The sequence below is a fragment of the Zavarzinia aquatilis genome, from assembly GCF_003173035.1.
Lineage (GTDB): Bacteria > Pseudomonadota > Alphaproteobacteria > Zavarziniales > Zavarziniaceae > Zavarzinia > Zavarzinia aquatilis.
The window spans coordinates 43891-58696 of sequence record NZ_QGLE01000004.1; the positions used below are offsets into that span (position 1 = coordinate 43891).

Below are 14806 nucleotides of genomic sequence, written 5' to 3' on the forward strand. Positions count from 1 at the left end.
GCTGCCCCGGAGGCGGGATGACACGGGTAAGGGTTCAGTCCTTGCCGTGCGTCACGGTCGCCACACCTCGGGCTTGCCGGGGACATGGTCGGGGCGGGCTTCCAGGGCTTCCTGCGCGCGCTGCTCGTGGATGGGCGCGATGGCGGTGCGCAGCAGATCGGTGATGCCCTGGCCGGTCTGGCCGGAAATAATGTGGATCGCCTTCCGCGATTTCCGGGCGGAACGGGCGATGGCGCCGGCCTTTGCCTCGATCTCCTCGGGCGACAGGGCGTCGCATTTGTTGAGGGCGATGATCTCGGGCTTCTCGATCAGCCCCTCGCCATAGTGGCGCAGTTCGCGCCGGATCATGCGATAGGCTGCCTGCGGGTCTTCCTGCGTGCCGTCAACGAGGTGGATCAGCACGTTGCAACGCTCGACATGCGCAAGGAACTGGGCGCCGAGGCCGACGCCTTCCGACGCGCCCTCGATGAGGCCCGGCAGGTCGGCGAGCACGAATTCATCGCCATCGACCGCGACGACGCCCAATTGGGGCTTCAGCGTGGTGAAGGGGTAATCGGCGATCTTGGGCCGGGCGCGCGAGGTCGCGGCGAGGAAGGTCGACTTGCCGGCATTGGGCAGGCCGATCAGCCCGGCGTCGGCGATCAGCTTCAGGCGCAGGATGACGGTCATCTCGATCCCGGGCTGGCCGGGATTGGCATGGCGCGGCGCCTGATTGCCGGGGCCCTTGAAATGGGCATTGCCGAAGCCGCCGTTGCCGCCCTTGGCGAGGACGATCTTCTCGCCCGCCTTGGTGAAATCGTAGAGGATTTCCTCTTCGTCCTCGTCGAGGATCTGGGTGCCCATCGGCACTTTCAGCACGATGTCGGCGCCGGCCGCGCCGTGGCGGTCCTTGCCCATGCCATGGATGCCGGTGCCGGCCTTGAAGTGCTGCTGGTAGCGATAGTCGAGCAGGGTGTTCAGGTTCTGCACGCATTCGATCACGACGTCGCCGCCGCGCCCGCCGTCGCCGCCGTCCGGGCCGCCGAACTCGATGAATTTCTCGCGCCGGAACGAGACGCAGCCGGCGCCGCCGCTGCCGCTCTTCACATAAATCTTGGCGTAATCGAGGAATTTCATCGTGGGTAAACCTGAAAAAGGAAACGGGCCCGGCGCGATCACGCCGGACCCGTCAATTCCCGCTTCATCGCCGCGGGTCCTTGCGGGCCGCGGCAGGGGCGCGGCAGATTACTCCGCCGCCACCGGGAGTTCTTCGACCGAGACATAGGTCCGGCCCAGCTTGCCGATGGCAAACTTCACCTTGCCGACGACCAGCGCGAAGATCGTGTGATCCTTGCCGAGGCCGACGTTGGCGCCGGGATGGAACTTGGTGCCGCGCTGACGGATGATGATGTTGCCGGGGATCACGGCTTCGCCGCCGAACTTCTTGACCCCGAGGCGACGGCCGTCCGAATCGCGACCGTTACGGGACGAGCCGCCTGCTTTTTTATGAGCCATGGTTTGCTCCTATCTCTCGTAACCGCGCGATCAGGCGACGGCGATGCTGGTGATCTTCAGGACGGTCAGGTCCTGGCGATGGCCGTTCTTGCGGCGCGAATTCTGGCGGCGACGCTTCTTGAAGACGATCAGCTTCGGGCCGCGGGCCTGGCCGACGATCTCGGCGGTGACCGTGGCACCGGCGACCGTGGGCGCGCCGATGGTGACATTCTCGCCCTCGCCGACCATCAGAACCTGGTCCAGCGACAGGGAGGCACCGGCTTCGCCTTCGAGGCGTTCGACGGTGATGACTTCGTTCTCGACGACCTTGTACTGCTTGCCGCCGGTCTTGATAACCGCAAACATTCGACCCAGTCCTTCTTGCACAGGCTATTCCGCCTGCTGCCGTCTTCCGCGGCAGGGGCCCGACTGGAGCCCATAAGTTAAAACCACGGCGGACGCCTGCCCACCGCGAGACGGCGCACTATAGCGATGAAGATGGGGGAGTCAACGCCTGATCAGCGGGCCTTGGACAGCGCGTCGAAGTCTTCGGTGCGGAACAGCGCCCGCTTGACGCTGACGTTGTTGGCTTTGTCGACAGTGCCGGTGAAAACGGCCGGGATGGTGTCGGACAACGCGATGGGATCCCTCCGCTCCGCGCCGGGCGCGGGGTCGAAGTTGAGCACCACATGGACATTGGCCGTGGCGATGAAGCGCTCGCCATCGTTCGCCATCGTGACATAGACTGGTTCGATCACGCGCGTTTCGGTGCGGCTGGACAGCGTGTCCAGCTTATCCTTCCAGTCCGGCAGATTGGCCATTCGCTCGATATCGGTAACGGCCCGCCGAACCAAAGACCTGGGATCCTCTGGACCTGCCGTATTGCGCAAGGCGCTGTTCATCGCCATCCGACTGCCAGCCTTTCGCAACGACAGGTGCGATTCAGCGCACCACCATCAAATGAGCCCGCTCCCTGAACCGAGGCCTATGCCCCGCTCATGACGCCAGCGAAGAGTATGGCACAACGCATCGAGATCACAATAGATCACCGCCCGATCAATGCCGATATAGTGCAGTCGCCGTTGGAAAAAAGGCTTCATGGCACTCGGTATTTGAAATTTTTCCGGCGGATTCTTTGGGCTCCAGGGCATGAACGGGTCGCGATGGATGGTGAAAAAGCCTCGCTGCGCCGAAAGGCGGGGCGCCGCTATGGAAGGGGAGAGAAGCGCGACATCGTGGTCGATGCCGAAGGGGCTTGACTGCGCGTGCGATGCGTCGATCTGCGGGATGCCGATCTTCGACAGCGCGACGACCTCACCCGGGAAGTCCCGGGACTCCGTCGAGGGCTCGATCGCGAAATAACAGGCGATCAGGGGATTGCTCGTCCAGTCCAGCAATCGGGTCGGCAGACCGTGGTGCTGTGCGAGCGCGAGCCAGGCCCAATCGTCCTTGGGTCTGCCGTCGTCGAAGAGATGGCTGAGCCGGCGGAACTCGAGGAACAGCGACTGCTCCTCCTGCAAGAGCGTGCGTTTTTCAGCGTCGCCGCCGACCAGGGCCTCGATTTCCAGCCGCCGTTCCTTCGCCTTCCCCCGGCCGATGGAGGGCTTCAGTTCATAAGCCTTGTTGGAATGTCCCCGGAACAGCCATGGGTCGCCGCTATGCGCGTCCACCCATTCGAGAAACTGGCGCCAATGCTGCGCGGCTTCAAACTTGGCATCTCTCGAAGGGTCGGGCACGTCTTACCCCGAATGATTGCATCGCCGGAAAGTAAACCAACCCCGTGGAGGGGCTTCAATCGGAAATGCCGGTCGGCAGCGGATTACGGCAGCCCCAGCCGGACAGCACGGCGGCGACCGCCTCGGCCGTGAAGTGGCGGGCGGCCTCGCGGTCGTAGCCCTCGGCCAGCAGGGCATCGTAATCGGAAAAGCCGTGGCGGGCATAGGCGACCAGCGCCGCCCAGGCGGCGACCGGCGCCGGGGCATGGGCCATCTGGCGCGAGCCCAGCGCCCGGTCGATCACCGCCGTTCGGTCCTTCGCCGGCAGGGCCGGGGCCTCGATATCCAGCGCCCGCCCGATCGCCTCCGCCCGTTTCACCCGATGCCTCCCGCCAAGCCCGTCGCCAGCCTACAAAAAACCCTTTGCAACCGGCACTGTCCTCGGCTATCTCTCCCCGCCTTGACGACCCGATGTCTCGCGGAGAGGTGCCAGAGTGGTCGATCGGGGCGGTCTCGAAAACCGTTGTACCTTCGCGGGTACCGTGGGTTCGAATCCCACCCTCTCCGCCACTTCCCCTTGATCGTTTTGCGGTTTCGGCCTTCCTGAAAGGCGCCGCGCAGGGTGTGACCGCAAGCGGCGCCTCGTCGGCGTCAGGTCGGGCCGCCCGGTCTGCCATGTAATGAAGCCCGATGGAATGAAGGTGCGGGCCGTCCCGGACAAAAGGGACGGTGCCTGCAGGCTCGGATATGGCGACTGCGTCCGGCGTGGGTATCGCGAAGGTCGGCATCACATCGGCCTTGCGGCCGGCTGACGCTGTCGGTTCAGGGGGCTGGCCATTGAGCGAGACCGAAGGCGTGAGCCGGGCTCGCGGGTCAAGCCACGCCGTCCCGGACGATTCGGATCGTCGGCGCTAACGCATTGCTTTCAAAGGTATGATTGGCAAAGGGATGATTGGCGCGCCCGAAGAGATTCGAACTCCTGACCCTCAGATTCGTAGTCTGATGCTCTATCCAGCTGAGCTACGGGCGCGCTGTCCATCATGCGGCGTGGCCGCTTCGGAGGCCGGGAAGCTAGCCGAAGGGGGCAGGGCTTGCAACAGGGAATTTTCGGGAATTTTGTGGCCGTCGCGGCGCCCCTGTGTCGCTCGCCGGGCGGTGTGGCCAGACGAGGGCGCGACTTAATGGCAACGATATGGAATCTTTCGGTTTTCGGCGCTTGTCGCCCCATGGCCCTTGTGGCTAGTATCGCTCCCGGCTTGAGGGGGCTGCTAAGGGTGCGGTCGGGCTGGGTGCGCGGGTTTTTCCGATTCGGCGCCTGGCCGGACTAGGTTGGCAGCAGCCCGGCTGTTGGAGAACGAGTGAACCGGGATGGCTTTCGCGACCGAACGTGCCGTTGATTTTGCCGTGCGCCCCGCGGCCGCGTCCTTGCTTTCGCAGGTGCGGCGCAGTCGCTTCCGTCCCGTGGCCGCGCTCGTGCTTTCCGCCGTCGCCCTCGGCGGTTGCTCGTGGTTCGCGCCGACGCCGCCCGTCGGCAATACCGGCCTGCCGAGCGATTTCGAGATCACCTCGACCGGAACCATCGTCGGCCGCAAGGTCGAACAGCTGCAGAGCGATCTCGGCCGCCTGAAATCCGCCGTCGATGCGCAGCAGCAGAATTACAACGCCCTGCTGTCGCAGACCGTGCGCTCCTCCGAGGCCTATCACGGCGTCGTCGCCGCGGTGCAGGCGCGGCTGCAGCTCGGCACGACCCCGGGCAACCCGCTGCTGGTCCAGCAGTGGAACCAGGCCCAGCGCGAGCTGGACAATGTCACGGGCAATGTGACCGCCCTCGGTCAGCTGGCCAGCCAGGTGTCCTCGTCCTCGACTTCGGCGGCCTATCTGCTCGATTCGACCCGCGCCGCCCTTGGTCTGTCGGGTGGTATCGACCAGGACCGCATCGCCCTCAACCTGATCGAAGACGATACTTCGCGTCTGCTCGTCCGCATCGACCGGCTGATGACCGCGCTGTCGGACCAGATTTCGCGCCAGACCGTCTATGTCTCGGGCGAGCGCTCGAATCTGACCACCCTCGCCCTCGCGATCAAGAACGGCGAGCTTTATGGCGATTCGATCGCGACGCGCACCTTCACGCCCAGCCGGGTGTCCGCGACGCCGACCTTCTACGAGGCGCCCCCGGCCGCCGAGGCGGTGCTGGATGACCGCCGGCCGCTCGTCGTGATCCGTTTCGACCAGCCGGGTGTCGCCTATCAGCAGGCGCTCTATACCGCCGTCTCCAAGGTGCTGGAGCAGCGGCCGCAGACCGGCTTCGATCTGGTCGCGGTCAGCCCCGCCGGCGGCAGCGCGTCGGAAGTCGCGATGAATCAGAACAAGTCGAAGCAGAACGCCCAGGGCGTGCTGCGCACCCTGACCGACATGGGGCTGCCGTCCGACCGTGTCTCGGTCGCGGCCACCACGAGCGCCGATGCCGCGGTGCCGGAAGTCCGGCTCTATATCCGCTGATCCTGCCCCGGCGCTTCCGCGCCGGGCTGCTGCATCTCCCGACTATTCCGACGGACCCCAGCTGTCCCGATATGACCGCAGTTCGCCGAGGCTTGCCGCTTCGTAGACGCCGCGCGCCACCGCCCGGGCCAGGCAATCCGCCGCCAGATGGCCCAGCCGCGCGATGGCAAGGGCCGGGGGGGCATCGAGCGGCCGGCGCCCGGTCGAAACGGCGAAGACCGTGTCGCCGTCGAAGGGCGTGTGAGCGGGGCGCAGCGCTCGGGCCAGTCCGTCCTGCGCCTGCATGGCGAAACGCTTGGCCTGCGCCTTGTCCAGGCTGACATTGGTGGCGACGATGGCGATGGTGGTGTGGCCGCCCATCACCACCTTGCCGTCAGCGGGCAGATCGTAGTCGGGCGGGCGCACGGCCTCGGCCCGGCCGGGCTTGCGGCCGCCGAATTCGTCGCCCCATTCAAAGGGGTGCGCCCAGAACACCGGACTGCCCGGCATCAGCGCGCTGCCGACGGCATTGACCGCGACCAGCGCCCCGACCTCGATGCCGTCGACGACGACGGAGGCGGAACCGAGCCCGCCCTTCAGCCTGCCGCAGACCGCGCCATAACCCGCGCCCGCATTGCCGAGGGCGAAATCGAGCCCGACGGCACGCAGCGCGTCCACGCCCAGCCGGCGATAGGGTGGTTCCAGTCCCCAGGCCTTGTCGCCGCCATTGCCGAGGTCGAACAGGATCGCGGAGGGCACCACGGGCACCCGCATGGGCGCGCTGCCGATCTCGATGCCGATACCGGCGGCCGAGAGCGCGGCCGTCACCCCGTCCGCCGCGCCGAGCCCGAAGACGGAGCCGCCGGACAGCACCAGGGCATGAAAATCGCTGAGGAAATTCACCGGATCGAGACTGTCGGTCTCGCGCGTGCCGGGGGCGCCGCCGCGCTGATCGACCGCCATCACCGCGGGTTGATCGGGCAGCAGCACGGTGACGCCGCTGCGCCGCGCGAGGTCTTCGGCGTTGCCGACCCGAAGGCCGGACACATCGGTGATGAGGTTGCGCGGGCCGGGGACAGGGCCCAGGCGTTCGTTCACTTCGCGCCGAGCCGTTCGGCGACCTCGGCGGCGAGGGCGCGGATTTCCTCGGCCGCCGGGCTCTTGCCCTGCGCCTCGGTGACGCCGAGACCGTCGAGCAGGCTGGCGGCGAAGGCGGTACGATTGCCGAGGCGGGACAGCGCCACCGGATAGCCGGCCTTGGCGATTTCGCGCAGCACCTGTTCGTTCAGATTGCCGCGGGGCGAGACGCGGTTCAGCACCAGCATGAAGGGCACCTTGCTGGTGCCGGCGAGATCGAGCGTCGGCTTGGTCGCCCACATGTCCATGGGCGAGAGCTGCATCGGCACCAGCATCAGGTCGGCGGCGCGGATCGCGGTCTTGGCGGTCGATTCCGTGTGGGGCGGGCTGTCGACCACGACGATGTCACCCTCGCGCCGGGCGCGGTCGATCTCGGTCCCGGCCTTCCAGCCGGGTGCCGCCTTGACCGGAATGGCGACATTGCCGACACCGAAGGCCGCCCGCACCCGCACCCAGGCGGCCAGGCTCTGCTGCGGGTCGGTATCGACCACCACGACCCTGTGCCCGGCTTCCGCCAGGGCGACGGCGAGATGGGCCGCCACCGTCGTCTTGCCGGCGCCGCCCTTCTGCTGCGCGACCGTCACCACCTTCGCCATGTCGTGCCCCCGATTCGTCGCCATATCCCTTGGTTGCGTTGCAGGATAAGACGCCCTGTCACGAGATAGAAGCGAAACAGGCGCCCCGGGGACACGGAGTCGCGGTCAGACGAACTCGAAGTCCGATGCCGCGATGGTGAAGGCAGCGGCGCTGCGGATTTCGATCACGCTGGTCGGATCGGCCAGCAGGGTCAGGGTCACCACCGTGGTGCCATCGCCCGCGATGGCGAAATCCGACAGGTCGTCGGCGACGGTGCCGGTGACGCGCAGGAGGTCGATGCCGTCCTCCCAGTCGGTGATGGTGTCGTGGCCGAAGTCCCGGGCGGTGAACAGGAAACGGTCGAGCTGGGTGCCGCCGGTCAACGTGTCGTCGCCTTCCTCGCCCCGCAGGAAATCGCGGCCCGAGCCACCGGACAGGGTATCGTTGCCGCGCCCGCCGAACAGCGTGTCGTTCTCGCCGCCGCCAAACAGGCGATCGTCGCCGCGCCCGCCGCGCAATGTGTCCTGGCCGCCCTGGCCTTCGAGCTTGTCGATGTCGTCGCCGCCGATCAGCTCGTTGCGCCCATCGTCGCCGCGCAGGACGTTCCGCCCCGTGGCCGAGCCGAGGATGTTCTCGATCCCGCTGAAAGTGTCGCCTTCGGCGTCGCCGGTGCCCGCTCGCGCACCGTCGAGCGAAACGGTGACACCCGCCGAATCGGCATAGCTGGCGGTGTCGACGCCATCGCCGCCGTTCAGGGTGTCCGCCCCGGCGCCGCCGGCCAGCACGTCGTCGCCGCCGTCGCCCTGCAACGTGTCGTCGCCGCCGCGGCCGTCCATCAGGTCGGCATCTCCGCCGCCCGACAGCGTGTCGCCGTCCCCGCCGCCGCGCAGGGTGTCGGCGAAGTCGGAGCCGACGAAACTCTCGATCGAGCGATAGGTGTCGCCGGTGGCGAAGCCGGTGTTCAGGCTGCCGTCGGCGAGATCGAGGGTGATGCCGGCCGTGGCCAGGAAATAGCTGGCCCGGTCGGCGCCCTGGCCGCCGTCGAAATTCTCCCGGCCGGCGCCGGCGATGAAATTGTCGCTGCTGCCGAGGCCCTCGAAGCTGAGATCCTGATCGCCGCCGATGAAGATGTCGATGAACTGGCTACCGCGGAACGCCTCGATCGAGACAAAACTGTCGCCGGTCGCGTCGCCGCTGGTGAACTCGGGCGCGGTCCGCAGGTCGAGGACGACGCTGCGGATCGAGTTTTCGTAAGACGCGGTGTCGAAGCCGTCGCCGCCGTCGAGCGTATCGCCGCCGATCCCGCCGATCAGCACGTCATTCTCGCCGCCGCCCTGCAGCGTGTCGGCGAGATTGCCGCCCACCAGCGTGTCGGCGCCGCGCCCGCCGCGCAGGGTCATGGCCTGATCCACAGCGCCGCGGATTTCGTCGTCGAACGCCGTGCCCTCGATGATCTCGACGCTGACGAAGGTGTCGCCCGCCGCATCGCCCCGGCCAAAGCCGGCATCGTTCATGTCGAGGGCGATGCGCGAGGCCGCGCCGGCATAGCTCGCGGTATCGGTGCCGTCGCCCCCGTCGAGTGCATCGGCGCCGCCCGCGCCGATCAGCGTGTCGTCGCCCGCGTCGCCGAACAGCTGGTCATTCCACAGCCCGCCATCCAGCCGGTCGTCGCCGCCGTCGCCGTGCAGCACGTCGTCGCCCGACTGGCCGATCAGCGTGTCACCGCTGGCGCCGCCGTCGAACCGGTTGCCGGCATCGTCGCCGGACATGACATCGGCGAAAGCCGAGCCGACCCAGCGTTCGATGCTGAAGAATGTATCGCCCGCCGCGTCGCCCGAATTGGCTGCCGGCGTCGCCAGATTCAGCGTGATGGCGAAGGCGGCCGTCTCGTAGGACGCGGTATCGAAACCGTCGCCGCCCGACAGCTTGTCCTTGCTGCCACCGCCGATCAGCGTGTCGTCGCCGCCGAGGCCGGAAAGTTCGTTGATACCCTTGTCGCCGATCAGACGGTCGTCGTGAGACGAGCCGATCAGATTCTCGATGCTGGTCAGGATGTCGCCCGCGGCCTCGCCGGTGAAGCCCTGGCCGAGGGTAAGGTCGACATGAACCGGCTTTTGCGACAGGCGATAGGTCGCCGTGTCGGTGCCGACCCCGCCATTCAGCCGGTCGCCGCCGGTGCCGCCCATCAGGATGTCGTCGCCGTCGCCGCCCTGGATGTCGTCGTCGCCGCCGTTGCCGCGCAGGTCGTCCGCGCCGCCGAAGCCGCGCAGCCGGTTCACATTGTCGTCGGCCAGAACGAAGTCGCCGGCCTCGGTGCCGTCGACATTCTCGATGCCGAAGATCGTGTCCGACAGGCCCGAGGCGGAAGCATTGCCACCGCTGCCGAAATCCTGCAGCGAGACGCTGACCGGCCCCGCGATGTCGCGATAGCTGACGGTGTCCGTGCCCGTGCCACCGTCGATCAGATTGATGCCGAGGCCGCCCGCCAGCGTGTCGTCGCCGGCCAGGCCGAACAGGTCGTCGTTGCCGTCCCGCCCCTCGAAGACATTGGCGACCGCCTTGCTCTCGCCCTTGATGATGTCGCGGAAGCGCGAGCCGATGACATTCTCGACACTGGTCAGACGGTCGCCTTCGGCGAAGCCGCCAGTGCCGGCGCTGCCGTCGGTCGAGATGGTGACGCCGGCGGTCGAAATCTGGTAATCGGCCGTATCGGTGCCGGTGCCGCCGTCCAGCCGGTCGGCGCCGCCCCGGCCGTCCAGCACGTCATTGCCGCCGAGGCCCTTCAGGATGTTGGCGCCGTCGCCGCCGCCGAGAAAATCGCCGAACGCCGAGCCGGTCAGATTCTCGATGCTGATCAGCCGGTCGCCCAATTCGTCGGAATTGCCGATGATGATGTTGATGTCGGCGGTCCGGATCGACACCGATACGCCGGTGGGCGCGCTTTCGTAGCTCGCCGTGTCGTTGCCGTCGCCGCCGTCGAGCGTGTCCGCGCCGCCCCGGCCTTCGAGGATGTCGTCGCCGCCGAAGCCGCGCACGGTCTGTGCCGTGTTGTCGCCCCGGAATTCGTCGGCCTGGGCGCGGCTCGCGTCCATCTCGAAAATCTCGACGCTGCTGTAGCTGACGTCGGCGATGCGGTTGTTGGCGCTGTTGGTGAAGGCGAAGCCGGAACGGCCGGCCTCCATGTCGACGAAGACGCCCTTCACGCCCACGGGGAACAGGGGTTCCGAATCGCTCGGCTCCTCGTCGCCGGTGCCGGCGATGTCGTAGCGGACGATGTCGGTGCCGCTGCCGCCGAGGATCGTCTCGCTGCCGGCGTCGTCGAACAGGATGTCGTTGCCCGAGCCGCCGTCCAGCGTGTCGTTGCCGAGGCCGCCGTGCAGGATGTCGTCGTCGCCGTCGCCGAACAATCTGTCGTCGCCGCCGTCGCCGAAGATTTCATCGTCGCCCGAGCCACCGTGGAATTCGTCGTTGCCGCCGCTGCTCCAGGTGCTGAAGCCATGGGCGGCGAAGTTGAAGGCGACGCGGGCGGGGCCGCCGCTCCACGCGCCGTCGGCGATGAAATCGTCGCCGCCGAAGCCGAAGACGATGTCGTTGCCGCCCCGGCCGTAGATATCGTCGGCGCCGCTGGTGACGCCGTCGGCGCCATCGAGCGTTTCGGCCGAGGTCGTGCCGCGAATGTCTGCCATCGTCTTCTCCCCGATCTTGCGGTATCTGGAGCGCCCGCCCTGCGACAGGCAGGGAGTCCCGTTGACTGTCGCGTGCGCGGCAGGTCGGAAAACGGACGGTCTCCAAGCATACTGCCGGCCCCTGGGCTCCCCCCTTGCGGCCGGCACGTTAGAAGTAATGCCGGGAGCGGCGCTCGGCAACCGGGGGCGGGGCGTCGGGGCGTGACCCTGGTCACATTCGCATCGAATGTCCGGGGGCGGGGACTCCGGTTGACTTCGGCGCCAAGCCCCCTTATAGACCGTGGCTCGTTTCGGCAAGGCGCGGACCGCGTGCCCTGCCGGCCCATGATATATGGAGTAATCCGGTGAAGCGGACCTATCAACCCAGCGCCCTGGTGCGCAAGCGCCGTCATGGCTTCCGTTCGCGCATGTCGACCGTCGGTGGCCGGCTGGTGATCGCCCGCCGTCGCGCCAAGGGTCGCAAGCGTCTTTCGGCCTGACGGCCATGCCGGCCATCGACGGGCCGGCCTTGACGGATTTGCCGCAGCCGCATGAGCGCCCCGACCAAGGGGCATTCGTGCGGCTGCGGCTTGTTCGCTTGAAGACACGGCAGGAGTTCTTGGCGGTGGCTGGGGCAAGGCGCAAGTTCACGACCCCGGGCCTGATGCTTCAGGCCATGGCCCGCGCCGATGCCGATACGGCGGAAGCGAGGGTCGGCTTCACCGCGTCGCGCAAGGTGGGCAATGCCGTGGTGCGCAATCGCTCCAAGCGCCGTCTGCGCGCCCTTGCCGCCGAAATTCTGTCCGCCCGCGCGGCCGGCGCGACCGATTATGTCCTGGTCTGCCGTCAGGAAACCGCGGTGCGCCCGTTCGACGAATTGCGCCGCGACCTGACGACCGCGCTCGGCCGGCTGAAGCTGTTGCGGGACGCGGCGCCATGATCGGCCGGCTGTCCGCGCTCGCCACCGCGCTGCTCAGCCTGCCGGTGCTGATCTGGCGCTATCTGATCTCGCCCGCCCTGCCGCCGGCCTGCCGCTACATGCCCAGCTGCTCGGAATATGCCCTCGATGCCCTGCGCATCCATGGTCCGGTCCGCGGCAGCCTGCTGACTGTTCATCGCCTGTGCCGCTGCCATCCGTTCGGCGGCCATGGCTACGACCCCGTGCCGCCCCCGGGCGCGGGCCGTTTCGCTTGCCGCCCTGCGGCATCCCCCTCCATCACGCCCACAGGTGCCGGTGATGCCCGATAATCGCAATCTGATCCTGGCGGTCATCGCCTCGGTCCTGATCCTGCTCGGCTTCAACTATTTCATCGACGCGCCGCGCCAGCGCGCGCGCCAGGAGGCGGCCGCCACCGCCGCGGCCACCGCCCCGGCGACACCGGGCAGCAGCAGCGCCAATGCACCGGCCGCCGCAGCCGATCCGGTCGCCCTGAACGCCGTCGGCCCCGACGTGCCGATGGAGCGTCCGGCGGCCCTCGCGCTCAGCCCGCGCCTCGACATCGAGTCGGCGCGCCTGCATGGCTCGATCGCGCTGAAGGGTGGCCGTGTCGACGACGTGACCCTGCGTGACTATCGCGAGACCACCGATCCCGCCAGCCCGGAGATCAAGCTGCTCTCCCCGCTCGGCTCGATGACGCCCTATTTCGCCGAATTCGGCTGGGTCGCCCCCGCCGGCAGCACGGTGAAGCTGCCGGACGCCGATACCCTCTGGTCGGGTTCGGGCAAGCTGACCGAGAAGACCCCGGTCACCCTGACCTGGGACAACGGTCAGGGCGTCGTCTTCACCCGCGTCATCGCCCTCGACGAGAACTACATGTTCACGATCGAGGACAAGATCGCCAACAACACCGGTGCCCCGCTCGCCCTGTTCCCGCGCGCCCTCGTCGCCCGGGTCGAGATGCCGGCGACCGAAGGCCTGTTCATCCTGCACGAAGGGCCGATCGGCATCCTGAACGGCAAGCTGGAAGAACACGACTACAAGAGCATGAAGGAAGAGGCGGTCCCGCCCGCGACCACCAAGGGCGGCTGGATCGGCATCACCGACAAATACTGGCTCTCGGCCATTGTTCCTGACCAGTCGGCGGAAGTGACGGCGAAATTCGCCCATGCCCGCTATGGCGACCGCGACCGCTTCGAGGTGAATTACACCGGCGGCGCGCTCGATGTCGCCGCGGGCGCCAGCTGCACGGTCACCCACCGCCTGTTCGCGGGCGCCAAGATCGTCGACCTGCTGCAGTCCTATCGCGACAAGCTGGGCATCGAGCGGTTTGAATATGCCGTCGACTTCGGCTGGTTCTTTTTCCTCACCAAGCCGATCTTCGTCATCCTCGACCAGCTGTACCGCCTCGTCGGCAATTTCGGCGTCGCCATCCTGATCCTGACCCTGGTGATCAAGGGCCTGTTCTACCCGCTGGCCAGCAAGTCCTACCGGGCGATGAACAAGATGAAGGACGCGCAGCCCGAGATGCAGCGCATCCGCGAGCAGTTCGCCGACGACAAGGCCCGCCAGCAGCAGGAGCTTATGGCGCTCTACAAGCGCGAGAAGATCAATCCGCTGGCCGGCTGCCTGCCCATCGTGATCCAGATCCCGGTGTTCTTCTCGCTCTACAAGGTGCTTTACGTCACCATCGAGATGCGCCACGCGCCCTTCTTCGGCTGGATTCAGGATCTGTCGGCGCCCGATCCGACCCATATCCTGAACCTCTTCGGCCTCATCCCGTGGGATCCGCCGGGCTTCCTCGCCCTTGGTGTCTGGCCGATCCTGATGGGCATTTCGATGTTCCTGCAGCAGCGCATGAACCCGGCGCCGCCCGATCCCATTCAGCAGCGCATCTTCATGTTCATGCCGATCATCTTCACCTTCTTCCTGGCGTCCTTCCCGGCCGGTCTCGTCATCTACTGGACGTGGAACAACCTGCTGTCGATCGCCCAGCAGTGGGTGATCCGCCGCCAGACCCCGGCGCCGGTGGCTGTCGCCGCGACGGGCGCCGCCCCGGCGGCCAAGACCCTGCCGGGCCGCTCCGGCTCGCCCACCGGCGGTCGTCCGCCGGGCAAGCGGTGACCGACAAGCTGCGGCCCGAGGATGGCGCCGCCACGCCCGAGACGATCGAGGCGGGGCGGAAGCTGTTCGCGGCCGAATGCCAGTTCACCTGGGGCGCCAGCAAGCTCGCCGAGCTTCCGCCCCCCGGCCTGCCCGAGATCGCCTTCGCCGGCCGCTCCAACGTCGGCAAGTCGTCGCTGGTCAACGCGCTGACCGGGCGCACCACGCTGGCCCGTGTGTCCAACACCCCGGGCCGCACCCAGCAGCTGAATTTCTTCAACCTGGGCGACCGGCTCAGCCTCGTCGACCTGCCCGGCTATGGTTTCGCCAAGGTCTCCAAGGACAAGGTCGCCCAATGGGTCGACCTGACGGAAACCTTCCTTGCCGGGCGGCCGAACCTGAAGCGTGTCCTCGTCCTGATCGACAGCCGCCACGGCCCCAAGGCGCCGGACGAGGCGGCGATGAAGCTGCTCGACAAGTCGGCCGTGTCCTATCAGATCGTGCTGACCAAGACCGACAAGCTGAAACCGGCCGAGCTGGAAGCCATGACGAAAAAGGTCGCCGAGGCGATCCGGCCCCATGTCGCCGCTCATCCGGTGATCATGCCGACCTCGAGCGAGACCGGCGCCGGCATCCCGGAATTGCGGGCGGCCCTCGCGGCGCTTGGAATTCCGGCCGCATTGGGTTAAGCGAAGCCCATCCTCCGTGACAAGGAAGCCGTG

Annotated in this window: 15 protein-coding genes and 2 tRNA genes; 7 read left to right on the forward strand and 10 right to left on the reverse strand. The window is 67.4% G+C overall.

Annotation, left to right across the window (positions count from 1 at the left end):
- Positions 1-51: 51 nt before the first annotated feature.
- The 6 genes from obgE to DKG74_RS08625 all read right to left on the reverse strand — a co-directional run bounded on the left by obgE (position 52) and on the right by DKG74_RS08625 (position 3567).
- Complete coding sequence (gene obgE, locus DKG74_RS08600; protein WP_109904738.1) at positions 52-1116, reverse strand: GTPase ObgE; 1065 nt, start codon at positions 1114-1116, stop codon at positions 52-54.
- 108 nt (positions 1117-1224) lie between these two features.
- Positions 1225-1494 (reverse strand): 50S ribosomal protein L27, encoded by a 270-nt coding sequence (gene rpmA / locus DKG74_RS08605; RefSeq protein WP_109904740.1) that lies wholly within the window; start codon positions 1492-1494, stop codon positions 1225-1227.
- A gap of 30 nt (positions 1495-1524) precedes the next feature.
- Positions 1525-1839 (reverse strand): 50S ribosomal protein L21, encoded by a 315-nt coding sequence (gene rplU, locus DKG74_RS08610; protein WP_109904742.1) that lies wholly within the window; start codon positions 1837-1839, stop codon positions 1525-1527.
- A gap of 152 nt (positions 1840-1991) precedes the next feature.
- Positions 1992-2294, reverse strand: a complete 303-nt coding sequence (locus tag DKG74_RS08615) for a hypothetical protein (RefSeq protein ID WP_109904744.1) — start codon at positions 2292-2294, stop codon at positions 1992-1994.
- A gap of 135 nt (positions 2295-2429) precedes the next feature.
- Complete coding sequence (locus DKG74_RS08620) at positions 2430-3209, reverse strand: FRG domain-containing protein (protein ID WP_109904746.1); 780 nt, start codon at positions 3207-3209, stop codon at positions 2430-2432.
- 55 nt (positions 3210-3264) lie between these two features.
- Positions 3265-3567 (reverse strand): DUF2293 domain-containing protein, encoded by a 303-nt coding sequence (locus tag DKG74_RS08625; protein ID WP_109904748.1) that lies wholly within the window; start codon positions 3565-3567, stop codon positions 3265-3267.
- A gap of 101 nt (positions 3568-3668) precedes the next feature.
- Here DKG74_RS08625 and DKG74_RS08630 point away from each other — a divergent pair.
- Positions 3669-3758, forward strand: a tRNA-Ser gene (locus DKG74_RS08630).
- Between the two features lie 383 nt (positions 3759-4141).
- Here DKG74_RS08630 and DKG74_RS08635 read toward each other — a convergent pair.
- A tRNA-Arg gene (locus DKG74_RS08635) sits at positions 4142-4218 on the reverse strand.
- 338 nt (positions 4219-4556) lie between these two features.
- Here DKG74_RS08635 and DKG74_RS08640 point away from each other — a divergent pair.
- Complete coding sequence (locus DKG74_RS08640; protein ID WP_243404070.1) at positions 4557-5687, forward strand: hypothetical protein; 1131 nt, start codon at positions 4557-4559, stop codon at positions 5685-5687.
- A gap of 42 nt (positions 5688-5729) precedes the next feature.
- Here the strand turns inward: DKG74_RS08640 and DKG74_RS08645 are convergent, their stop codons facing one another.
- From DKG74_RS08645 to DKG74_RS08655, 3 genes are all read right to left on the reverse strand, one after another.
- Positions 5730-6764, reverse strand: a complete 1035-nt coding sequence (locus tag DKG74_RS08645) for a P1 family peptidase (protein WP_207779299.1) — start codon at positions 6762-6764, stop codon at positions 5730-5732.
- Positions 6761-7399 carry a ParA family partition ATPase gene (parA, locus tag DKG74_RS08650; RefSeq protein ID WP_109904750.1) on the reverse strand — a complete coding sequence of 213 codons (639 nt, stop codon included), beginning with the start codon at positions 7397-7399 and terminating at the stop codon, positions 6761-6763. Before parA ends, DKG74_RS08645 begins: the two co-directional genes overlap by 4 nt.
- Positions 7400-7504: 105 nt before the next feature.
- A complete protein-coding gene (locus tag DKG74_RS08655; protein ID WP_109904752.1) occupies positions 7505-11065 on the reverse strand; it encodes a calcium-binding protein in 3561 nt (1186 codons plus the stop codon).
- Positions 11066-11409: 344 nt separating this feature from the next.
- Here DKG74_RS08655 and rpmH point away from each other — a divergent pair, with 344 nt between their 5' ends.
- The 5 genes from rpmH (at position 11410) to yihA (ending at position 14773) form a co-directional block, all read left to right on the forward strand.
- Positions 11410-11544, forward strand: coding sequence for a 50S ribosomal protein L34 (rpmH, locus tag DKG74_RS08660; protein ID WP_109904754.1), 135 nt, complete (start codon positions 11410-11412; stop codon positions 11542-11544).
- Positions 11545-11621: 77 nt separating this feature from the next.
- Entirely contained in the window at positions 11622-11984 is a 363-nt protein-coding gene (rnpA, locus tag DKG74_RS08665) for a ribonuclease P protein component (RefSeq protein WP_279340866.1), read from the forward strand.
- Positions 11981-12292: a membrane protein insertion efficiency factor YidD gene (gene yidD, locus DKG74_RS08670; protein WP_109904758.1), complete on the forward strand. Its 312-nt coding sequence runs from the start codon at positions 11981-11983 to the stop codon at positions 12290-12292. The genes rnpA and yidD overlap by 4 nt, the downstream gene beginning before the upstream one ends.
- Positions 12282-14105 carry a membrane protein insertase YidC gene (yidC, locus tag DKG74_RS08675; protein WP_109904760.1) on the forward strand — a complete coding sequence of 608 codons (1824 nt, stop codon included), beginning with the start codon at positions 12282-12284 and terminating at the stop codon, positions 14103-14105. Before yidD ends, yidC begins: the two co-directional genes overlap by 11 nt.
- Positions 14102-14773 (forward strand): ribosome biogenesis GTP-binding protein YihA/YsxC, encoded by a 672-nt coding sequence (yihA, locus tag DKG74_RS08680; RefSeq protein WP_109904762.1) that lies wholly within the window; start codon positions 14102-14104, stop codon positions 14771-14773. Before yidC ends, yihA begins: the two co-directional genes overlap by 4 nt.
- The last annotated feature ends 33 nt before the right edge of the window (positions 14774-14806 follow it).

Coding starts and splice junctions, on each gene's coding strand:
- DKG74_RS08655 (WP_109904752.1), bottom strand. CDS start 11,065: ATGGCAGACATTCGCGGCACGACCTCGGCCGAAACGCTCGATGGCGCC.
- parA (WP_109904750.1), bottom strand. CDS start 7,399: ATGGCGAAGGTGGTGACGGTCGCGCAGCAGAAGGGCGGCGCCGGCAAG.
- DKG74_RS08640 (WP_243404070.1), top strand. CDS start 4,557: ATGGCTTTCGCGACCGAACGTGCCGTTGATTTTGCCGTGCGCCCCGCG.
- DKG74_RS08615 (WP_109904744.1), bottom strand. CDS start 2,294: ATGGCCAATCTGCCGGACTGGAAGGATAAGCTGGACACGCTGTCCAGC.
- obgE (WP_109904738.1), bottom strand. CDS start 1,116: ATGAAATTCCTCGATTACGCCAAGATTTATGTGAAGAGCGGCAGCGGC.
- yidD (WP_109904758.1), top strand. CDS start 11,981: ATGATCGGCCGGCTGTCCGCGCTCGCCACCGCGCTGCTCAGCCTGCCG.
- rpmA (WP_109904740.1), bottom strand. CDS start 1,494: ATGGCTCATAAAAAAGCAGGCGGCTCGTCCCGTAACGGTCGCGATTCG.
- yidC (WP_109904760.1), top strand. CDS start 12,282: ATGCCCGATAATCGCAATCTGATCCTGGCGGTCATCGCCTCGGTCCTG.
- rplU (WP_109904742.1), bottom strand. CDS start 1,839: ATGTTTGCGGTTATCAAGACCGGCGGCAAGCAGTACAAGGTCGTCGAG.